General features: G+C 31.4%; 21 protein-coding genes and 1 riboswitch. Of the genes, 6 read left to right on the top strand and 15 right to left on the bottom strand.

The window, feature by feature from the left end; all coding sequences use genetic code 11:
• Window positions 1–144: 144 nt before the first annotated feature.
• From C7J89_RS07140 to C7J89_RS07130, 3 genes are all read right to left on the bottom strand, one after another.
• On the bottom strand, window positions 145–456 hold the full coding sequence (locus C7J89_RS07140; RefSeq protein ID WP_103296107.1) for a rhodanese-like domain-containing protein: 312 nt from the start codon (window positions 454–456) through the stop codon (window positions 145–147).
• Between the two features lie 21 nt (window positions 457–477).
• Window positions 478–2,895 carry a leucine--tRNA ligase gene (gene leuS, locus C7J89_RS07135; protein WP_172459022.1) on the bottom strand — a complete coding sequence of 806 codons (2,418 nt, stop codon included), beginning with the start codon at window positions 2,893–2,895 and terminating at the stop codon, window positions 478–480.
• A 302-nt stretch (window positions 2,896–3,197) separates the two neighbouring features.
• Complete coding sequence (locus C7J89_RS07130) at window positions 3,198–4,376, bottom strand: MDR family MFS transporter (RefSeq protein WP_061854398.1); 1,179 nt, start codon at window positions 4,374–4,376, stop codon at window positions 3,198–3,200.
• A gap of 106 nt (window positions 4,377–4,482) precedes the next feature.
• Here C7J89_RS07130 and C7J89_RS07125 point away from each other — a divergent pair, with 106 nt between their 5' ends.
• Both C7J89_RS07125 and C7J89_RS07120 read left to right on the top strand, forming a co-directional pair.
• The gene (locus C7J89_RS07125) at window positions 4,483–5,436 is read left to right on the top strand and encodes a tRNA modification radical SAM protein MnmL/YtqA (protein ID WP_061854397.1); all 954 of its coding nucleotides are present in this window, start codon (window positions 4,483–4,485) and stop codon (window positions 5,434–5,436) included.
• A complete protein-coding gene (locus C7J89_RS07120; protein ID WP_103296105.1) occupies window positions 5,433–5,993 on the top strand; it encodes a tRNA 5-(aminomethyl)-2-thiouridylate-methyltransferase MnmM in 561 nt (186 codons plus the stop codon). Before C7J89_RS07125 ends, C7J89_RS07120 begins: the two co-directional genes overlap by 4 nt.
• Window positions 5,994–6,105: 112 nt before the next feature.
• Here the strand turns inward: C7J89_RS07120 and C7J89_RS07115 are convergent, their stop codons facing one another.
• The 3 genes from C7J89_RS07115 to C7J89_RS07105 form a co-directional block, all read right to left on the bottom strand.
• The gene (locus tag C7J89_RS07115) at window positions 6,106–6,507 is read right to left on the bottom strand and encodes a transcriptional regulator, SarA/Rot family (RefSeq protein ID WP_061854395.1); all 402 of its coding nucleotides are present in this window, start codon (window positions 6,505–6,507) and stop codon (window positions 6,106–6,108) included.
• A gap of 154 nt (window positions 6,508–6,661) precedes the next feature.
• Window positions 6,662–7,621: an L-lactate dehydrogenase gene (locus tag C7J89_RS07110; protein WP_103295775.1), complete on the bottom strand. Its 960-nt coding sequence runs from the start codon at window positions 7,619–7,621 to the stop codon at window positions 6,662–6,664.
• 174 nt (window positions 7,622–7,795) lie between these two features.
• Window positions 7,796–8,626, bottom strand: a complete 831-nt coding sequence (locus C7J89_RS07105; RefSeq protein ID WP_103295774.1) for an alpha/beta fold hydrolase — start codon at window positions 8,624–8,626, stop codon at window positions 7,796–7,798.
• A 233-nt stretch (window positions 8,627–8,859) separates the two neighbouring features.
• Between C7J89_RS07105 and C7J89_RS07100 the strand changes: the two genes are divergently transcribed.
• Complete coding sequence (locus C7J89_RS07100; protein ID WP_103295773.1) at window positions 8,860–9,861, top strand: proline dehydrogenase family protein; 1,002 nt, start codon at window positions 8,860–8,862, stop codon at window positions 9,859–9,861.
• A gap of 235 nt (window positions 9,862–10,096) precedes the next feature.
• On the opposite strand, the gene ribH is transcribed toward C7J89_RS07100, so the two are convergent.
• The 5 genes from ribH to C7J89_RS07075 all read right to left on the bottom strand — a co-directional run bounded on the left by ribH (window position 10,097) and on the right by C7J89_RS07075 (window position 15,356).
• A complete protein-coding gene (gene ribH / locus C7J89_RS07095; protein WP_061854391.1) occupies window positions 10,097–10,561 on the bottom strand; it encodes a 6,7-dimethyl-8-ribityllumazine synthase in 465 nt (154 codons plus the stop codon).
• Window positions 10,562–10,573: 12 nt separating this feature from the next.
• Window positions 10,574–11,755: a 3,4-dihydroxy-2-butanone-4-phosphate synthase gene (gene ribB, locus C7J89_RS07090; protein WP_103295772.1), complete on the bottom strand. Its 1,182-nt coding sequence runs from the start codon at window positions 11,753–11,755 to the stop codon at window positions 10,574–10,576.
• 10 nt (window positions 11,756–11,765) lie between these two features.
• A complete protein-coding gene (gene ribE, locus C7J89_RS07085; RefSeq protein ID WP_103295771.1) occupies window positions 11,766–12,398 on the bottom strand; it encodes a riboflavin synthase in 633 nt (210 codons plus the stop codon).
• A gap of 6 nt (window positions 12,399–12,404) precedes the next feature.
• Window positions 12,405–13,448, bottom strand: coding sequence for a bifunctional diaminohydroxyphosphoribosylaminopyrimidine deaminase/5-amino-6-(5-phosphoribosylamino)uracil reductase RibD (gene ribD, locus C7J89_RS07080; protein WP_103295770.1), 1,044 nt, complete (start codon window positions 13,446–13,448; stop codon window positions 12,405–12,407).
• Window positions 13,449–13,590: 142 nt separating this feature from the next.
• Window positions 13,591–13,722, bottom strand: a riboswitch (FMN riboswitch).
• A 167-nt stretch (window positions 13,723–13,889) separates the two neighbouring features.
• The gene (locus C7J89_RS07075; protein ID WP_103295769.1) at window positions 13,890–15,356 is read right to left on the bottom strand and encodes an FAD/NAD(P)-binding protein; all 1,467 of its coding nucleotides are present in this window, start codon (window positions 15,354–15,356) and stop codon (window positions 13,890–13,892) included.
• A gap of 180 nt (window positions 15,357–15,536) precedes the next feature.
• On the opposite strand from C7J89_RS07075, the gene C7J89_RS07070 reads away from it, so the two are divergent.
• Window positions 15,537–16,460 carry an osmoprotectant ABC transporter substrate-binding protein gene (locus C7J89_RS07070; RefSeq protein ID WP_103295768.1) on the top strand — a complete coding sequence of 308 codons (924 nt, stop codon included), beginning with the start codon at window positions 15,537–15,539 and terminating at the stop codon, window positions 16,458–16,460.
• A 214-nt stretch (window positions 16,461–16,674) separates the two neighbouring features.
• On the opposite strand, the gene C7J89_RS07065 is transcribed toward C7J89_RS07070, so the two are convergent.
• Together C7J89_RS07065 and C7J89_RS07060 are read right to left on the bottom strand one after the other, a co-directional pair.
• Window positions 16,675–17,535: a peptidoglycan release complex glucosaminidase SagB gene (locus C7J89_RS07065; RefSeq protein WP_061854385.1), complete on the bottom strand. Its 861-nt coding sequence runs from the start codon at window positions 17,533–17,535 to the stop codon at window positions 16,675–16,677.
• Window positions 17,536–17,673: 138 nt separating this feature from the next.
• Entirely contained in the window at window positions 17,674–17,898 is a 225-nt protein-coding gene (locus C7J89_RS07060; protein ID WP_061854384.1) for a hypothetical protein, read from the bottom strand.
• A 212-nt stretch (window positions 17,899–18,110) separates the two neighbouring features.
• On the opposite strand from C7J89_RS07060, the gene C7J89_RS07055 reads away from it, so the two are divergent.
• Complete coding sequence (locus C7J89_RS07055) at window positions 18,111–18,590, top strand: sigma-70 family RNA polymerase sigma factor (RefSeq protein WP_170066443.1); 480 nt, start codon at window positions 18,111–18,113, stop codon at window positions 18,588–18,590.
• 4 nt (window positions 18,591–18,594) lie between these two features.
• Window positions 18,595–19,023: a competence protein ComK gene (locus C7J89_RS07050; RefSeq protein ID WP_103296184.1), complete on the top strand. Its 429-nt coding sequence runs from the start codon at window positions 18,595–18,597 to the stop codon at window positions 19,021–19,023.
• Window positions 19,024–19,029: 6 nt separating this feature from the next.
• On the opposite strand, the gene C7J89_RS07045 is transcribed toward C7J89_RS07050, so the two are convergent.
• Together C7J89_RS07045 and C7J89_RS07040 are read right to left on the bottom strand one after the other, a co-directional pair.
• Window positions 19,030–19,479: a hypothetical protein gene (locus C7J89_RS07045; protein ID WP_061854381.1), complete on the bottom strand. Its 450-nt coding sequence runs from the start codon at window positions 19,477–19,479 to the stop codon at window positions 19,030–19,032.
• Between the two features lie 132 nt (window positions 19,480–19,611).
• Window positions 19,612–20,439, bottom strand: coding sequence for a helix-turn-helix transcriptional regulator (locus C7J89_RS07040; RefSeq protein ID WP_159031774.1), 828 nt, complete (start codon window positions 20,437–20,439; stop codon window positions 19,612–19,614).
• Window positions 20,440–20,588: the final 149 nt, after the last annotated feature.

The raw sequence follows: 20,588 nt of genomic DNA, 5'->3' as shown, positions 1-20,588 counted from the left end.
TTATATCAATATATAAATGGCACTATAGCCATATCAACCTTGCCTCATAATTATCTTCAACTTAAATCTGTCAATAATAACTAAACCGGTTAATGTATGATTTTTCCACACATTAACCGGGTATATTATAACTTTGAATTACTATTAAATACTGTCGACCTCTAGGCCGTCATCGCCCCAAGCGTCCATACCGCCTTCGACGTTAACAACATTAATACCATTTTCTTCTAAATATTGACCCGTACGTTCACTTCTCACACCAGCTTTACATACAAGGTAATAAGTTTCATTTTCATTAAAATAACTAAGATTTGATGGAATTTCATTCATTGGTATTGTCTTTGCACCTGGAATAATGCCCATAGCAGTTTCTTCCCTAGTTCTAACATCTACGATATTTACTGGGTTAGTATCGACAATTTTTTTCTTCAATTCATCTACTGTAATAGATTCCATTAATAAAACTCCAATCTAAATTTATTTGGCTACAATATTAACAAGTTTTTGCGGAACCGCAATTACTTTTTTAATATCTTTACCTTCTATTTCACTCTTAATACTATCATTATCTAAAGCGATAGCTTCCATATCTTCTTTAGACGTATCTTTAGGAATGTTAATTTTAGCTCTTACTTTACCATTAACTTGGACAACAATTTCTATTTCATTATCAACAAGTAAAGTTTCATCATAAGTTGGCCATGGTTGATACGTAATTGTGCCTTCTTGACCTAATATATTCCAAAGCTCTTCACTAATGTGTGGCGCAATTGGAGCTAGCATTGTAACGAATCCTTCGATATAAGAACGGTACAACGTATCTGCTTTATAACAGTCATTTATAAATACCATTAACTGACTGATTGCAGTGTTAAAGTTTAGTGTATCGAAGTCTTCGGATACTTTTTTAACTGTTTGATGATATGACTTATCTAAAGAACCGTCATTATCGTCTACCACACGGTCAGATAACGTTCCATCTTCATTCACTAATAATCTCCAAACTCTATCTAAGAATCTACGAGAACCGTCAAGTCCATTATCACTCCATGCAATTGCTGCATCTAATGGTCCCATAAACATTTCGTAAAGTCTTAATGTATCTGCACCATGACTCTTAATAATGTCGTCAGGATTAATTACATTCCCTTTGGATTTACTCATTTTTTCGTTACCTTCACCAAGAATCATTCCTTGATTATATAATTTTTGGAATGGCTCTTTTGTAGGTACTACGCCTAAATCATATAACACTTTGTGCCAGAATCTTGCATACAACAAGTGTAACACTGCATGCTCGACGCCGCCAATATATAAATCAACTGGCAACCAGTGTTTAAGTTTTTCAGGGTCAGCTAACATTTGGTCATTATTAGGATCAATATATCTTAAATAATACCAACAACTTCCTGCCCATTGTGGCATAGTATTTGTCTCACGGCGACCTTTCATACCAGTTTCTGCATCAACTACATTAACAAACTCAGGAATATTGGCTAATGGTGATTCACCAGTACCTGATGGTTTAATTTCATTAGTTTCAGGAAGTAGCACAGGCAATTCATCTTCTGGGACAGTTGTCATCGTACCATCTTCCCAATGAATAACCGGTATTGGTTCACCCCAATATCTTTGTCTACTAAATAACCAGTCTCGTAATTTGTAATTTACTTTGCGTGTACCAGCATTTTTTTCTTCTAATAAGTCAATCGCTTTAGTAATGGCACCTTCATTATATAAACCATTTAATTCACCTGAATTAACATGTGGACCATCCCCTGTGTAAGCTTCTTTACTTAAGTCTCCGCCTTCGATTACTTCTATTATTGGCAAATCAAATGCTTGAGCAAATTCGTAGTCACGTTGGTCACCACTTGGTACTGCCATCACTGCACCTGTACCATAAGTTGATAACACATAGTCAGCTATCCAAACAGGAACTTGTTCACCTGATAATGGATTTGTAGCATATGCACCCGTAAACACACCAGATTTTTCTTTTGATAAACCTGTACGTTCTAAATCTGATTTTTTAGCCGCTTCTTCTTGATAAGCTTTTACAGCTTCTTCTTCGTCGGATGTCGTAATTTTATTAACTAATTCATGTTCTGGGCTAAGTACTAAGAACGTCGCGCCATAAATAGTATCTGGTCTTGTAGTAAAGACTTCAATATTATCTTGAGTACTCTCAACATTAAATGTAACTGCAGCACCTTCTGAACGACCTATCCAGTTACGTTGCATATCTTTAATTGACTCAGGCCAGTCTAAGTCATCTAAATCTTCTAACAATCTATCAGCATAAGCAGTAATTTTTAAAACCCATTGTTTCATAGGTCTTCTGTATACTGGATGTCCACCACGTTCAGACACACCATCGATGACTTCTTCATTTGATAATACTGTACCTAATGCAGGGCACCAGTTAACTGCAACTTCATCAACATATGCTAAACCTTTATTATAAAGTTGAATAAAAATCCATTGTGTCCATTTATAATATTCTGGATCAGTTGTATTGATTTCTCTATCCCAATCGTAACTAAAGCCTAGTTCTTTAATTTGTCTCTTAAATGTATTAATATTTTTTTGAGTGAATGCTCTTGGATTATTACCAGTGTCTAACGCATACTGTTCAGCTGGCAAACCAAATGCATCCCATCCCATAGGATGTAGTACATTATAACCTTGCATTCTCTTATAACGAGAAACGATATCTGTTGCCGTATAACCTTCTGGGTGACCTACGTGTAAACCAGCACCAGATGGATAAGGGAACATGTCCAACGCATAAAATTTCTTTTGACCGAAATTATCACTCGTTTTAAATGTTTTATTTTCTTCCCAATATTGTTGCCACTTTCTTTCAATCTCATTATGATTATAATTCACAATGTTTCCTCCTATTCAATAAAAAAGAACACCTCAAACTATTTAGCATATTAAAGGGACGACATCAGCCGCGGTACCACCCTCGTTCACTTTAAAAGTGCACTCACTTAATTAAATAGTTAGAGATGTTATTTATAAATCAATTTTTACGATTGGTAAGTTCACTTAAAACTTAACACTAGTTCACACCAACCTAGCTCTCTGAAGAAAAGTTTAATAAGTTACTACTCCTATACTCTATTAATAATATTGTAAAACCCACCGATTTTCAAGTAGAAAAATTAGCCTAAATTGTTATGTTACTATTATGAAGTTCCATCTTTTCGATAAAAACTTTTGCCAAAAACATAAAGAAAAATTAAGGCTATAAATAATAGTGCTATCATACCAATAAACATCGCACTAATATTGAATGTATCGACAATAACGCCACCTAACAATGGTCCTAATGCCTTACCTACTGTTGAGGCAGAATTTACATAACCTTGGAATGAACCTTCTTTACCACGTGGTGCCAATTTATTGGCGATTGTCGGTACAGCTGGCCAAACAAACATTTCACCTAAACTTAGAATAACCATGCCAATCATCATAATTGAAAATTGCTCGGCAAAACTTGTTACAAAGAAGCACAGCATAAATATGACGATACCGACGAACATTTGGCGCACTAAGTTACCTTTTAACAGTCGAATTATTGGTGCTATAAATGGTTGCGCTACTAATATTAATATGCCATTTACTGTCCATAACAAGCTGTATTGTCTCATTGAAATATTTAAATGTTGTGTAAATGATGCAATGGTACTTTCCCATTGAATATATGCAATCCAACAAATTATAAACATTGCACATAGTAACAATAACGAGATAAACTGTGGTCTATATTGTTTTGAGAATAATTTAAATGTTTCATTAGGTTTAACTTTAACTTCCAATTCAATATTGAAATTAAACACTGCTACAAATGCGAATAACACATACATAATTAAATTAGCAATAAATATATAATTAAAACTAATTTCTGCAACGAAGCCACCTAATGCAGCACCAAGTGCTACGCCAATGTTTTGGGCTAAATATATAGCATTAAATGTTTGTCTACCACCATTGGGCCAAACTGCACCGGCCATAGCGTAAATTGCTGGAATGATTAACCCACCACCAAAACCTAGACAAACTAACCAAACCGCGTACCACGGCCAACCATGAAAGAAATTAAGTAACGTGGTGCTTATCAAACAGATGACTGTCCCTGTCATAATCGTTCGATAGCCGCCATATTTATCGAAAAACGTACCACCTAACAAATTTCCAATTACCATGCCAAATGAATTAATAAGTAGTACAAAACCTGCTACTGTTAAACTTTTATGTAATTCATGATTCATGTAAATTGTATTTAATGGCCATAGAAAGCTTGAGCCGGTTATATTTAATGCCATACCAATAACTAACCACCATACTGATCTAGGCATATTCATATTAAAAGCCCCTCTACTTTTAATTTTTCAAAAACTACAGTAAACAATATAACACAAAATATGTTAAAATCTTTAACTATAATGATTTTAGAAAGGAAAATGTTAAATGGGTAATTTTTTCCCTTACGCATTCGAAGATAAAAGATATCATACATGGAATTACCACTTAAAAAATAAATTTGGACAAAAAATATTTAAAGTCGCTATTGATGGTGGTTTTGATTGCCCGAATAGAGACGGCACTGTTGCTCACGGCGGTTGCACATTTTGTTCTGCAGCTGGTAGTGGTGACTTTGCAGGTAATCGTGCAGATCCAATCGAAGTGCAATTTAGACAAATTAAAGATAGAATGCATGAAAAATGGAGTGATGGACAATATATTGCATATTTCCAAGCTTTCACAAACACACATGCGCCTGTCGAAGTTTTACGCGAAAAATATGAAGCTGCTTTAAAAGAAGAAGGCGTTGTAGGATTATCTATTGCCACTAGACCAGATTGTTTGCCAGATGATGTAGTAGAATATTTAGCCGAATTAAACGAACGTACATATTTATGGGTAGAATTAGGTTTACAGACTGTACATCAAAAAACGTCTGATTTAATAAACCGTGCTCATGATATGCAAACGTATTATGAAGGTATTGCTAAATTAAGAAAGCATAACATAAATATTTGTACACATATTATTAACGGCTTACCTGGCGAAGACTATGACATGATGATGGAAACTGCTAGAGAAGTAGCTCAAATGGATGTACAAGGTATTAAAATACATTTGTTACACTTATTAAAGGGTACACCAATGGTTAAACAATATGAAAAAGGTATGCTTGAGTTTATGTCTCAAGAAGAATATACAAATCTAGTATGTGATCAATTAGAATTAATACCGCCTGAGATGATTGTACATAGAATTACTGGAGACGGCCCTATTGATTTAATGGTTGGACCTATGTGGAGTGTCAACAAATGGGAAGTTTTAAACGAAATTGATAATGAACTTGCACGTCGTAACTCTTATCAAGGTAAACACTATGAAAGTGTACACCAAGTATGAAGCTAACAAGAATTTTACCCTATGCTAAGACATTATTATCTGAACATGTAACCGAAGAAAGCATTGTTATTGATGCTACTTGTGGTAATGGGCATGACACTTTATTTTTAGCGCAGCAAGTACCGAACGGTGAAGTATATGCATTTGACATTCAACATCAAGCAATTGAAAATACTTTCGATAAGATTAAGGATTTTGACAATGTCAAACTTATACATGACAGTCACGCTAATGCACAAGCGCATATTCCTAGCTCATACCACGGGCAAGTAGATGCAGCAATTTTCAATCTAGGTTACCTTCCTAAAGGTGATAAACAAATTGTGACTCACCCAGAAAGTACTATTTCTGCCATAGAAGGTATTTTTGACATTTTAGCGCCAGAAGGCATAATTATATTAGTTATTTATCCTGGGCATGATGAAGGTAAAGTTGAACGTGACCAAGTACTTAATTATTTAACTTCATTGGATCAACAAGTTGCTCATGTCCTTCAATATCAATTTATTAACCAACAAAATGACCCACCTTTTATTTGTGCAATTGAAAAACGTTAAACAAACAGAAAAAGATTGCCGTCACTTCATGTGACGGCAATCTTTTTATTTATGACTTTATGCATAAATAGGCTGTTATGTTTAATTCTTTGTTACAAAATCCCTAAGTTTTCTATAAGTTTAAAATTGCAGTTATACTTTCTTGAAAACTTTCTTTTCTTGAATTAATCTCACCAATTATAAAGTTTAAAAGATGTTCCCTTTCACCTTCTAACTTGTCATTAAAATGAATAATTACTGTACGTTCATCGTTTTGAGGTCTCTCTTTAATAATCCATTTCTTCTCAACTAAATCATTATACGTACGTGTACGTTTATATGATTTGATGTGTACAAATTCATCCATTTGTTTTAAAGTCATTGAACCTTCTTTCCAAAGTGTAAGTAAGATTAAAATCTCTTCTTTAGACATTTTATATTCTTTCTTAATGCTTTTGAAAATATTTTCAATTTCTTCTAGAATTTGGTTCAAATTCAAGACATTTGCAACCTTATTATCTAACGCTTTCCCCATAACAATTCCCCCATATAAAAAATATATAGTAAAACATGTAAAATTAATTTTAAATCATTTATCATATTTTTAATAGTCGTAAACTTAACGTTTATTAAAAATTACATTTTTTATTAAAATTAATCTTATACACATTTTAAAATTATTTTAAGGATTATGCAATAAAGTAATTTCTTAATTTTTTCTGAGTATCCTTTAAAATTAATATGGAGTCTTTAAATTGTTCTTTTTCTTTAGTATTTAACACAACTTCATATACTTTCATAGCACCATTTCTATTAATTAGCGTCGGTACTCCGATATAGACATCGTTGTAACCATAATTATTTTCTAAATAGCTTGAAACTGTTAGCACTTTATTTTGATTACTTAAAATAGCAACAGTAATTTCTGTTAATGCCATTGCAATACCATAACACGTTGCCCCTTTTGCTCTAATAATATGGTATGCAGCTTCTTTTGTGTTAATAAATGCTTGGTTTAAATCATTTTCAGATATTGTATATTGTGTTCTAAAATTATTTAAAGATTGTCCAGCGATTTGTACGTTTGACCATACAGCCAATTCAGAGTCACCATGTTCACCAATTATTTGCGCATCGATATTAGCTGGTGCGATGTTAGTTAATAGTGCAAGTTCATGTGTAAAACGTGCACTATCAAGTACGGTACCTGAACCGATTACTTTTTCTTTAGGGAAACCAGAAAGTTTTTTTGTCACATAAGCCATAATATCTACAGGATTAGTTGCTATAATAAATATGCCTGAAAATTTATACGCCATAATATTAGCAATAATTTCTTTATATATTTCTGTATTTTTCGTTACTAAATCTAATCTCGTTTCGTGGGGTTGTTGGTTAACGCCTGCCGTAATTACTATAATGTCAGCATCAGCACAATCTTCATATGTACCAACTTTTAAATGAGTATTTTTGGCACATAATGCTGAAGCATGCGCTAAATCTTTTACATCTCCTGCTACTCTTTCTTTATTTACATCTATAATAGCTAGTTCGTCTACAATCCCTTGAGTTACTAATGTATAAGCATAACTGGAACCTACTGCTCCATCACCTATTAAAACTACTTTATTACTTTTTGTATATTCCATAAGATCACACCTATCACTTTAAATTGTGATTTTTTTCACAATATTAATTTAGCACTTTCTTAGCAGAAATACAACATTTATTGTGATTTTTTTCACATAATATAATAATAAATTAGATTGAACATTGACTATACAATAATAATATCGTATTTATTCAATGCCCAATCTAGTACGCTAATAGTTATTTACATTATTTTCATCTTCAATGATAAAACCCATTGCACTAGAACTATTATTTAAAAATGATAGTATATAACGCATCACTTCATCTCTTTCAGGTTCGTTGTGTACTTCATGGTATAAACCTTCCCAAGCTTTGAAGTATAGTTCATCAGACTTCACTTTATTTTTAATTTCTTCCATAAGTTTAGTATCGGCAACTTTGTCTTCGGTACCATACATTAACAATAGCGGTATTTTATTAATATCTGTCAAATGTGTTACTGTTTCTTTCATTACCTCACATACTTGTTTATACCAATGATACGTAACTTTAGTTAACATTAATTGGTCTTCTAACGTTTCTTCGATTACTTCAGAGTTACGTGTTAAATCATTGGCGTCGATGCCTACTTTGAAACGCGTATCTTTGGCAATATTACTAACGTTAGCGACTATTTTATCCTTACGTGATTTTCCACTTTTTTGAAATTCTAATATTGGAGAAATTAGTGCTAATCCTTCTATCGGAACTTCCACACGTTCAAGTAGATTTAGCATTATTAATCCACCTAAACCGACACCTATAACGTATGTTGGAATTTTATATTCATTTGCAATTTTAATCCATTCCAAGACATTTTCATGATATACGTCAAAATTTTTAATTTGACCTTTATTGGAACGTGAAGTTTGACCTTGACCTGGTAAATCACCCATTATTACGTGATATCCATTACGACGAAGCATAGTAATTAAATAGGCATATCTACCAGTATGTTCTAACATGTTATGTACAATTACAATTACACCTTTGGCTTCGTTTTCAGTTTCCCACTTCCACATATCGTATACTTCTCCTTCTCGTAATATTTCATTAGCTTAATTGTATCAAATAATTATACTAAATTACCATTTTTTATCCCGTAATCAGGGCAATCATTTCTGTTATAGTCAAATTGGCTAATATTGTGTAATATGTAATATATAAAGTATAATAAATATTTGTGAACGTTTTCATCACTATTAAATTCATGATACACTGTTGTAGAACAGAGTTATTGTTAGGAGGAATGAACATGCCAATCGTGAAAGATTTCTTTATTGCTTTATCCAATAGTCAATTTTTAAACGCTACTGCGAAAAAATTAGGACCCATGTTTGGTGCAAAAAAAGTAGTAGCTGGCAACACTATACCAATGTTATTGGAGACGATACAACGTCTAAACGACAAGGGAATCGTTGTTACAGTTGATAATTTAGGTGAATATGTTGCAAATGAAGGTGAAGCAATTCAAGCTAAAGATCGAATTTTAGAAGTTATGTATGCTATTTACGACAATAATTTAGATGCACATATGTCTATTAAAATTAGTCAATTAGGTGCAGAATTCGACTTAGACCTTGCTTATAAAAATTTAAGAGAAATATTATTAAAAGCAAATGAATTTAATAATATGCATATTAACATAGATACTGAAAAATACGAGTCTTTATTTGGTGTAATCCAAACTGTTGATCGTTTAAAAGGTGAATTTAAAAATCTAGGCACAGTAATTCAAGCTTATTTATTTAAAGCTGAAGCTTTAATAGATAAATATCCCGAGCTACGTTTACGATTAGTTAAAGGTGCTTACAAAGAAAATGAATTTATCGCCTATCAAACCAAAGAAGAAATAGACAAAAATTACATAGATATAATTGAAAAACGCTTATTAAATTGCAATCACGTTACTTCTATCGCAACACATGACGACGCCATTATCAATCACGTTAAACAATTCGTTAAAGACAATCATATTGATAAAGAACAATACGAATTCCAAATGCTATACGGTTTCAGAACAGAACTTGCTGAAGAAATCGCCAGAGAAGGATATAACTTCTGTATATATGTACCTTTTGGCGATGATTGGTTTAGCTATTTCATGCGTAGATTAGCAGAGAGACCACAAAATTTAGTATTAGCTTATAAAGAATTTACTAGCCCACAAATGCTTAAAAAATTAGGAATAATTTTAGGTGGTACATTGGCAGTAGCCGGAAGTATTGTATCTTTATTTAAATTTAGCAAAAAATAACAATCGCTGTTACAACTAGTACAAAAAGCTAACCTATTAGGGTTAGCTTTCTTTTTGTTTTAGCTACCTACATATACATTCACGAGTCATTGTAACATCCACAAACACCTCTTATACTAACTCTACGTATATCAAAAATGTCTTTAAGCATTAAAAACGCCAACTTCTATAAAATCATAATAGAAATTGACGTTTTTATTGTAAGAGATTTTGGTATCTCAAACTTAAATTTTAATTATGCATTAATTGTTTTTAATAAGTTTGCCATTTCAATTGCACTTACTGCCGCTTCAGAACCTTTATTTCCTGCTTTAGTTCCTGCTCTTTCGACAGCTTGTTCGATATTGTCAGTAGTTAAAATACCGAAAATAACTGGAATATCCGCTACATCATTCGCTTTAGATACACCTTTTGATACTTCATTACAAACATAGTCGTAATGAGACGTAGAACCTTTAATAACACAGCCTAAAGTTATTACTGCATCATATTCACCTTTTTGTGCTAACTTTTTAGCAACTAATGGAATTTCAAATGCACCAGGTACATATGCAACGTCTATATTAGCCTCTGGTACTTCGTGTCTAATTAATGTGTCTTTAGCACCATCTAACAATCTATTTGTAATAAAATCATTAAAACGACTTACTACAATCGCAACTTTCAAATCCGTTCCTATTAATTTACCTTCAAAATTCATAATTTTTTCCTCCTATAGTAGATGACCCATTTTATTTTTTTTAGTTGTCATATAATCATGATTATGTTCATTTTCTGGCACAATCAATTCGATTCTTTTAGTAATATTAATTCCATATTTTTCTAAACTTTGAAACTTAGTTGGATTATTACTCAACAGATTTACATTTTCAACGCCTAAATATTTTAGTATTGCTGCTGCATCTTTATAATCACGTAAATCTTCATCGAATCCTAATGCAGTATTCGCAGTTACGGTATCATAACCTTGCTCAATTAATTCGTATGCTCTTAATTTATTTATTAAGCCAATACCTCGCCCTTCTTGTGGAAGGTAAATAATAATACCACCATGTTCTTCGATATACTTCATTGATTCAGCTAATTGTTCACCACAATCACAACGTTGACTATGGAAAATATCACCTGTGAGACACGATGAATGAATACGTACATTTTCAGTTGCTCTTGGTTTGTCTTTAATTACAGCAACTAATTCATCTCTTGAACTAGACGTAGTAAAACCAATCATTTTGAAATCGCCATATTCTGTAGGCATCGCTACTTCAGCTTTAGCTTCGATATGTGTTTCTTGCGCTTTTCTATATTCGACTAAATCAGCTATTGAAATCATAACTAAATCATGATGTTCACGAAAAGATTGTAATGAATCACCTTTAGCCATTGTGCCATCTTCATTCATAATTTCACAAATTAAGGCAGCAGGTTTGGCACCTGTCAATTTGGCTAAATCAACTGAAGCTTCAGTATGACCAATTCGCTCCATTACACCATTATCTTTAGCTATAAGTGGGAATAGATGGCCAGGTCTATTAAATGAAGATGGTTGTGCATGTTCATCTATTAATGCACGCGCAGTTAACATTCTTTCTGGCGCACTAATACCTGTCGTTGTATCCACGTGATCGATACTGACTGTAAAATCAGTGCCATAAACATCAGAGTTGTTTTTAACCATAGCATCTAGTTCCAAATGATGTGCAATATCTTTACTTATAGGCGCGCAGATTAAACCTCTGCCATATTTGGCCATAAAATTCACTGTATTATCTTGCATCCATTCTGTTACAGCAACTAAATCTCCTTCGTTCTCTCTATCTTTATCATCAACGACGATAATGCTTTTACCACGTTTAAGTTCGCTTAACGCTTGTTCTATATCATCTAAATGCATAAGACCCCTCCTAAAAGCCAAAAGCTTTTAATTTATCTTCAGTTAGTGTGGAATTATTGTTACTCATAATACGATTCACATATTTAAACAACATATCTGTTTCTAAATGCACAGCATCTCCGACACGTTTATCGTTTAAAATTGTTGATTTTCTAGTTTCTGGAATTAAATGAATATCAAAACTTTGCTCATTCAATTGAAATATCGTTAAACTTACACCATCAACTGCAATCGATCCTTGTTGCACCATTTCACCAATTACTTTAGTTGTTGTTTTTATTGACACAATTTTTGAATTATCAGTAGCTTTTATATTAGTAATAGTACCAACTTCATCAACATGACCTAATACGAAGTGTCCTCCAAAGCGACCATTACCACTCATTGCTCGCTCTAAGTTAACCTCAGCACCTTGATTTAATTTATTCAAATATGTCTTGGCTTCTGTACCTTTTATAACTTGAACCGTAAAACTGTCATTAGTAAACTCGGTTACAGTTAAACACGCTCCGTTGACACTAATTGAATCTCCAATATGCACATCTTCTAAGATTTTATGACATGCAATCGTTAATTCTACAATTGTACTTTTACTATTACTTTGCTTAATCGTACCGACTTCTTCAACGATTCCTGTAAACATGTTAATTCACTTCTTTCGCAGTTCTAATTTTAAGTTGTTCTCAAGCATTCGAGAATTAACAATTTCAAAGTTTTGTACTTCTGATAATTCAAAAACATTGTCTGTAGAATAAAATTGATATTTACCAGAACCACCTATCACTTTCGGGGCATAGTAGATGATGAGTTTATTAAATTCTTTTGCTTCTATAAATGTGGACGTGATTGTTGGACCTGCCTCAACAAGTAATTTACCGACACCACGTAAATATAAGTCTTCTAATATATTTGAGATGTTACTGTCTTCCATATAAATAATTTTCACTTGTGGAAGCGTAGTTGTTAGTGCCTTATTTTCTGTATAAATTAATATAGGCGTAGTTTCATCACTAAATATTTTTAAATTAAAATCAATATCACCTGTTCTTGTTAAGATAACTTTCACAGGATTTTTACCATTTTCTATGCGCGTTGTATATTGGGGATCATCAGCTATTAAAGTTTCTCTACCAGTTAGTACCGCATCATGTTTATGTCTTAAATTAAACACGTCTTGCTTAACTGATCTATTGGTAATCCATTGACTTTGTCCATTATCATTCGCTTGTTTACCATCTAAGCTACATGAAACTTTTACAGTAATCTCAGGTTTACCATTCTTTTTCGCTTTGAAAAAGTCATTGCATAATTGCGCTGCTTCTTCATTATAGCTAAACTCAACTTCAATACCGGCTTCATTTAATATATCATCACTATCCGACATTAAAGTTGTATCTTTAACAGCATAAACGACTTTGCTAATGCCATATTCTATTATCTTCTCTACACAAGGTGGCGTAGTACCATAATGCGAACATGGTTCTAGTGAAACGTAAATTGTAGCTCCTTTAGCTTTGTCTTGTGCCATTTCCAACGCTTGTACTTCCGCATGTTTGTCTCCTCGCTGTAAGTGTGCGCCTAGGCCAACGATACGGCCATTTTTAACTACGACTGCACCTACAGGTGGATTAACTCCAGTTTGACCTTCAACCATTTTGGCTAGGTCAACTGCATGTTTTAAAAATTGACTCAAATTAAATCACCTCAATAAAAATAAAAAAACACACCTGAAAAAAGATAGACTTCAGGTGTGGGAATTTTTATAACTTTAAATAAGCATACTTATCCAATTTGATAGTAGCTCAAAATAAACACTACGTGAGTGTTGTTATATATCATTCTTTCTCCCATCCAGACTTTAACTGTCGGCTCTAGAATCGAACTAGATCAGCCATAAATACATGTATTTATGGGTCGCAGGCTTTTATACTGCCGGTTAGGAATTTCACCTTGCCCCGAAAGAATTTACTATGAAATTTTAATTATCGATTGAGTCAGGTAACCTACTGCTAAGTTACAAAATTATAATACTATATTTATGTCACAATTACAATACATATGAATTAAGTCGGGATTAAAACTTTGAATTTTTTAACAGTAATATACTAAATTCACTATGTAAAATAACGATATTTTAGCTTTTGAATAATTGTCTTACAACACCAACCGCTTGCTTAACAATCATCATGACACCATTTCTTGATTGGTTGATACCATTTGTTAATTGACCTAATGCATATACGTCGTTTAATGTACCATATCTCGGACTAATAACTTGATTGGTTTCCGCTACTATCTGTATTCCGCCAAGTGGATGTGCTTGTATAAGTTGTCTATTCTCCAAATTAATTACAAGTTGATCATCGGCATCTAAATCTGCTAAATGCGTTTTAGAACCGGTAGCATTAATAACTACGTCATATTGTTCAATAGTGTCTTTTTCATCATCATATTGGAAATTAAAATTAGGCTTTGAATAAGTTACATTTTTTAAATTCGGTTTAATTTTTATAAGATTATTTTTGATGCCATGAATAATTAACTCTGCCGTTCTTGGTGGCATTGGGTTAGAATTAGCTTTTAAAATGCGTTGATATTTGTTTAAAAATTCAATTTGATCTGCTCTTGAAAAGCTATTCCAAATCCAATTCATATTTTCTTTGATGCCTTCTAGTAAACTCTGAAAACTTCCTAATTCGTCTGGATGATTTAAATCGAATTCTAATTGTTCTATATGATTTTGCATATTAACGTCTAACATTTTTTCGACTTGAATATTATAATACTCACACTCTAAATCAAATAATTTCATGGCTTCCTCAAGTGGTACTGTACCAAAATGTTGTCGTTTTAATTCATTGAAATTGTGTGGCGTAATATATTTAAATTCAAGGTCAGGCATATTACCTCTTACTCGTGGTAACGCCCCTCTTCTACTAGTAACCGTAATCGGTAAATTAGGATGATGTTCTGTCACGTATCTGATAACATCTAAACTTGCTAAACCTGTACCAATGACCGCAATACTATCCGTATCATCAACTTCATCTAACGTATTATATGTCGGATAAGGAGATTGTATGTAACCTTTAGTTCCTTTTAAGTGATATGGATCATGGTAAGATAATGTCCCTATTGTTAAAAAGACACAATCATAAGTTCGACATGAGTTTATATCATCCGAAGTACAAATATTATATTTCAAAGCAGTTTCGCCAATATTTGACTCGATAAAAATTTCCTGAACTTCTTCAGAAATTAATGAAATATTGTCATATTCATCATTATATTTGTTAAGGTATGATTTCATATAATGTCCAAAAATGAATCTTGGTAAATATTCGGGATTCATATATTTAAATTCTTTTTGCTGTTCATACCATTCAAAAAATTCTTGTGGATTATCTAAATTAATAGACATTTGTCTTGCTGGTAGATTGATTAATAATTGATCACTGTCATTTTGAAATGGCACGCCTTGTCCCATATTAACTTTATTATCATAAATATCTACGCTAACGTCATTAAACTCATCATATTTAACCATCTCTTTTAATAACGTTACGCCTGCAGTTCCAGCACCTACTATTGCTATTTTCATGCATACACCTCATAACAATGTTAATTACTTACTTTTAAGATACTACATCTATAATAGCATTTACTAACAGAATGGCTTATTAGAAGTTAAAAAAATTTATAATGTATGATATTCTATAAAAGTGATTAAATTAATTTTTACACTATTTCAACAAAAATTTATTAGTTAAGAGGTTGAATTATGAAGTTTTTTAAATGTTTTACTTTGTTTCTAATATTTTGTGCAATATTTTTGACGGGCTGTGATTTTCCAGGATTAAATGGTGGTCAGTCAAAAAAAGACATTAAAATTACTGCCCTAGCGACGAGCGAGTCGCAAATAATGGCTTATATGTTAAAGGATAAAATAGAACATGATTCACATGGTAAATATACAGCCTCTATTATAAATAATTTAGGTTCAGCATCTATCGAACATAATGCAATAATTAATGGTAATGCCGATGTGTCGAGCACAAGGTATACCGGAACAGATTTAATAGGTGCATTAAACCATAAGCCTGTGAGAGATTCTAAAGAAGCAATGTCTATCACACAATCATTATTTAACAAGAAATTCAATCAAACTTTCTTTAACTCATATGGCTTTGAAAATACATTTGCCTTTATGGTCACTCAGGAAACTGCAAAAAAGTATAATTTACATAAAGTTTCTGATTTAAGAAAAATTAAAGACGATGTTAAAGTTGGTACAGATACTACTTGGATCAAACGTGGTGGTGATGGATACGCACCATTCAAATCGTTCTATGGTTTTGGTTTCAAACAATTAAAGCCAATGCAAATAGGCTTGGTATATGATGCCTTAAAAAATAATAAACTTGATGTTGCTTTAGGTTATACTACAGATGGTAGAATTGCAGCATATCATTTAAAAGTATTAAAAGATGATAGAAAATTCTTTCCACCATACGATGCTAGTCCATTAGCAACAAACAAATTATTAAGCAATCATCCAGGTGTCAAAAAATCTATGGCTTCATTGCAAAACAAAATTTCGACAACAGAAATGCAAAAATTAAACTACGAAGCCGATGGTAAAGGTGTCGAACCGGCAGTAGTTGCACAACAATTTTTAAAAAAGCATCATTATTTTGATCAGTAATAATAGTTATCTTTATTAAATATACGTTAAGGATGTGAATATATGAAATTTGTATTTAAAGTATTTATTTCTACATTATTGGTTTTTGCGTTATTTAATAGTAAAAATAAAGCCAAATAATTTCGTAATGATTGATTAAGCTCTAGTAGTTTAATCAATCTTTTTTTACAAAAAAAGGATAACCATTGATAATGGTTATCCTCAGCTTATGATATTATTTATCTTCGTCTTGATGTTTTTTATCATCTTTATAAACGAAATATTTATAATATTTACCTTCAGTCTTCATGTTTTTGTAGAAATGAGCCATTAAACTAGCATTACTTTCTGCCCATTTAATATCTGTAGCATATTGGTGTTCACCAGGATTTTGTGGATTCCATCTCATACTATATAAAGTATTTTGATCTTTCTTAGATAAGAAATGACCGTGGATGAAACCTGCGCCACCTTCAATTGCTTTTTTAGGTGAATCCCAGCCGTGTTTTTTGGCATATTCAGAACCAGTTTTTACTGGGTCTTTATCTAAAGCTCCTACACCGAAGAAATTATAATATTTCTTACCATCAATTTCCACACCACTTGCTAGTTCACTTTTCGCTGATCCAGTTTCTAAAATAGCGTGAGAAATTAAGTAAACTTCATTTACATGTTTATCTTTAGCTGCTTTGATAAAATCATTAGTATGATTTAATAACATTGGATTATCAATCAGCATACGTTTAATTCTATTTTCATCGATGCCTTGATACTTATCTAATTCTAAAAATTGATATTTTTGTGTATCACTATCGATAAATTTTTTACTATCCATGGCACTTTTGATTTCTGTTGAAGACGCATCGCGCCAAGATTTATTATCCTTACTAGATACTTGCTGACTTGTATAATTATGTATTTGTTTTTTTGAGGCTTTTTCTAATGTTACTTTTAAATTTTCAACTTTTTCTTGTTGTTTAACTTCTTTGAAAAATATTTGATCAGAAATCATTGAAAAGCCGATACATGCAACAATACCTAAGATTATCAATAATCCTACTATTGATAATAAAGCGCCTTTTTTATGCTTTTTCATGTCTACACCTCTTAGGTTTGAAATTGATTTTTAAATTTCTACATCTGCTAATTGAGTTTAACACTTATGTTAACAATGCACAATTCAATATAATTGTTGTTACATATTCATAAAAAAAGTAATGAAATTTTAATTTCATTACTCTTGACTTTTATTGTAGTCCATCATTATAAAACTTACCGCTTGTGACCTATTTTTATAATAATAACGATTCAAATCGATTTGACCTTCAACTTCGCCATCTCGATAAAACATTTCGTTAGTCATATTATTAATCATTACAAAATCTGATTTATCTTTAATAATATCTAAATCGTCGTGTCTAGAGAAAAAATGCTCTAAATTTAAATGTGCATAGTCCATATTTACCCTCCTTTGTAATACAAACAAACTTTGACAAAGTGATATATGTTTAAGTTAAGCAATTAATTTATGTGTATACAAACATTATATTATATCTATTACTAATATTTAACACTTAATATGTCGATTTAGCAAATGAAACTTTCTGTTTTTTGAAATAAAATAGCTATATCCGGAAATAAAAGTTGTAATTACACTAATTGAGGTTCAAAATGTTAAAAAAGGATGAGCTTGAACAATATCAATATATTATTCATCACCTACTTCATCGCTACAATATCACTTATGACTATGACGAATTTTTTCAATTATTGTTGATACGCTTGTGGCAACTTATACCACAATACAACCCTACTTTATCACCATCATTATCCTCCTACCTATATAACCGTTTACGCTATTATCTGTTCGATTTACTTCGCTCTGCGGACCGTCAAATTACAACTTATGATATAGCTCACACCCAGATACAATCATTAGATTCAATAAATAATACAGAAAGCCAAATATTATTAGAACAATTTTTATCAATATTAAACCCTAATGAACAAAGATGGATGCAATTGGCTTATTTAGGCTATAAACAATATGAAATTGCGCATCAAATGAACCGTTCATTATCTTCTGTAAAATTATATAAAAAATCCGTTAAAGATAAATTCTTTTCTTATTTAAATTGTGGAAAGGAGTAACAATATGACAGAATACCAAGATTTACTATTTATTAAAACGCATGAAGGGAATGAGATTCAAACTTTATGTCGCTATAAAACACATGACTACGTTTACCCAACAGTGATTAAAAATGTTTTAACCTATTATTTAGAATTACATAATAAATCTTTGACCACACAAACAAAAGTTGCTAAACGATTATTAGATATAAATAAGTTAGTACCTATTTATATTCACAAACAACTTGTACTGTTTCCAATAAAACAAAAGCGCGCACCAATACAATATTATATTAATGCGCACTTTATCATCGGAATCAAAAGTAAACGTAATTTATCTACGATTCAATTTGAAAACGGCCATTATTTAATGGTTGATGAACAGTTTTATTTAGTTTTAAAAAAATGGAAAGAAAGTTGTGCATTGAAATATCTGCTAACTAAAAATTAAGCTAACCTACAAATCTCTATTATGTCTATATTCCAATAACTTTTTAGTGAAAAATGCAGTAACTTTTTGAAAACAATATAAACTAATAATGATTAATAACACAGACCCCACGAACGTCAGTATAACGGTCGTCGTTGTGAGTTGTACTTCGGGTTTTATAAAATATTGTACCGAAGATAAACTTGCTAAAAAGCCAAATATAAATATGCCGATTAGTAATATATAAGTAAATAACATAGCTAATAATAATGGAATTAAATTAGTAAAAGATACTACTTTTTCTTTAAAAACATACTCTTTTAAAAATTGGTTTGAAAATCTTATTGGTTTACGAGTATCAATTTGATCGTCCTCACTTGTCACCTTCTCTAGTACCTCGTTTAGTTCTTGCTTTTCTTTTTTGTTCAAAAACCACAATTGTTTTCTAACTTTTTGCTTAAAAATATTTACGCTCATTTTTGTTACCTCTCTATGTTTGATGAAACTTTTATTCTATTAAATCATATATTAAAACAATTTGTGTTTCAATCTATGCAAAAGTAACATTTATGAATGTTAATAATTTTCACTATTTTAAGGTTATAAAAATTAACTTATTAATTCCTGATAATAAGTATTTATAATTTCATAAATATTATTATCACTTTCGCTAACAGTATATTGACGATACTTTTGATTTATTAAAAAATCAGATGGCGTCGTACCCATAATATTTTTAAAATCATTGAGAAAAGTTTTATATGAAGCATATCCATATTCACGCCATGCTGAATCAGGCGATCTATTCTCTAACAATTCTCTTGAAACGTTATAAATTTTAACTTTCTTGATATATCTCATTAATGTCATATTCATTTTACGAGAAAATTCACGCGATAAATAACTTCTATTCACAAAAAATACTTGTGCTAAAGATGATAAAGTTAATGGCCGTTTATAATTTTCATTTATAAATTGCACGATGTTTTTAATAAGTTCACTCGATTGAGAATTATTTTTCATCTCTTGTTGTTCATGAGTTAATATAGCCACTGCACAATTTATTAGTTTAACTACACCTATATCACTATTAAAATAGTCTTTTTCTATAATTGCTTTCATCGTTTCTATATACGTCTTAATAATCATTGTGTCTGCATTATCAATTTCGAATAATGTTTTACGATTTGCCAATGAAAATCTATTGTAACTTTGGTTATTTATAGAGATACACGCTAATATACCATTTCTTTTGATTATATAATTATCTTCATAATCAAAGACGATAAACACTTGTCCTTTTTCATAAACCTTTTCTTCATAATATTTATTTAGTCTAATTTCTCCCTCTAACACTAAAAAAATATTTACACAATGTGGTGTGTTTAAAGTGTGTAACTCGTTGTTATTCATATAAACTCGGTGTAAATAATTCACTCTCATCCCCTCCACTAAAAATAATTTGAACAATAAATATTTTTATATATGATTATGTACTAAATATTCAATCTTAACAATCATAAAAATCTTGCATGATACTTTTTATGTATTAAAAAAGCGCTAACTTTTGAAGTTAGCGCTAAATC

The organism is Staphylococcus kloosii (genome assembly GCF_003019255.1).
In the GTDB taxonomy this organism is placed as follows: domain Bacteria; phylum Bacillota; class Bacilli; order Staphylococcales; family Staphylococcaceae; genus Staphylococcus; species Staphylococcus kloosii.
Note: the sequence above shows the minus strand (reverse complement) of the source record. Positions and strands in the feature narration are given on the sequence as shown.

What these genes read in the sequence shown, in the direction of transcription:
- C7J89_RS07065 (WP_061854385.1), bottom strand. Translation starts at nt 17,535, where the DNA reads ATGAAAAAGCATAAAAAAGGCGCTTTATTATCAATAGTAGGATTATTG.
- C7J89_RS07100 (WP_103295773.1), top strand. Translation starts at nt 8,860, where the DNA reads ATGCCAATCGTGAAAGATTTCTTTATTGCTTTATCCAATAGTCAATTT.
- C7J89_RS07105 (WP_103295774.1), bottom strand. Translation starts at nt 8,626, where the DNA reads ATGTGGAAGTGGGAAACTGAAAACGAAGCCAAAGGTGTAATTGTAATT.
- C7J89_RS07115 (WP_061854395.1), bottom strand. Translation starts at nt 6,507, where the DNA reads ATGGGGAAAGCGTTAGATAATAAGGTTGCAAATGTCTTGAATTTGAAC.
- C7J89_RS07045 (WP_061854381.1), bottom strand. Translation starts at nt 19,479, where the DNA reads ATGAGCGTAAATATTTTTAAGCAAAAAGTTAGAAAACAATTGTGGTTT.
- C7J89_RS07075 (WP_103295769.1), bottom strand. Translation starts at nt 15,356, where the DNA reads ATGAAAATAGCAATAGTAGGTGCTGGAACTGCAGGCGTAACGTTATTA.
- C7J89_RS07140 (WP_103296107.1), bottom strand. Translation starts at nt 456, where the DNA reads ATGGAATCTATTACAGTAGATGAATTGAAGAAAAAAATTGTCGATACT.
- C7J89_RS07120 (WP_103296105.1), top strand. Translation starts at nt 5,433, where the DNA reads ATGAAGCTAACAAGAATTTTACCCTATGCTAAGACATTATTATCTGAA.
- ribB (WP_103295772.1), bottom strand. Translation starts at nt 11,755, where the DNA reads ATGCATTTAGATGATATAGAACAAGCGTTAAGCGAACTTAAACGTGGT.
- C7J89_RS07060 (WP_061854384.1), bottom strand. Translation starts at nt 17,898, where the DNA reads ATGGACTATGCACATTTAAATTTAGAGCATTTTTTCTCTAGACACGAC.
- C7J89_RS07050 (WP_103296184.1), top strand. Translation starts at nt 18,595, where the DNA reads ATGACAGAATACCAAGATTTACTATTTATTAAAACGCATGAAGGGAAT.
- C7J89_RS07110 (WP_103295775.1), bottom strand. Translation starts at nt 7,621, where the DNA reads ATGGAATATACAAAAAGTAATAAAGTAGTTTTAATAGGTGATGGAGCA.
- C7J89_RS07125 (WP_061854397.1), top strand. Translation starts at nt 4,483, where the DNA reads ATGGGTAATTTTTTCCCTTACGCATTCGAAGATAAAAGATATCATACA.
- C7J89_RS07130 (WP_061854398.1), bottom strand. Translation starts at nt 4,376, where the DNA reads ATGAATATGCCTAGATCAGTATGGTGGTTAGTTATTGGTATGGCATTA.
- C7J89_RS07055 (WP_170066443.1), top strand. Translation starts at nt 18,111, where the DNA reads ATGTTAAAAAAGGATGAGCTTGAACAATATCAATATATTATTCATCAC.
- ribH (WP_061854391.1), bottom strand. Translation starts at nt 10,561, where the DNA reads ATGAATTTTGAAGGTAAATTAATAGGAACGGATTTGAAAGTTGCGATT.
- ribE (WP_103295771.1), bottom strand. Translation starts at nt 12,398, where the DNA reads ATGTTTACAGGAATCGTTGAAGAAGTCGGTACGATTAAGCAAAGTAAT.
- C7J89_RS07070 (WP_103295768.1), top strand. Translation starts at nt 15,537, where the DNA reads ATGAAGTTTTTTAAATGTTTTACTTTGTTTCTAATATTTTGTGCAATA.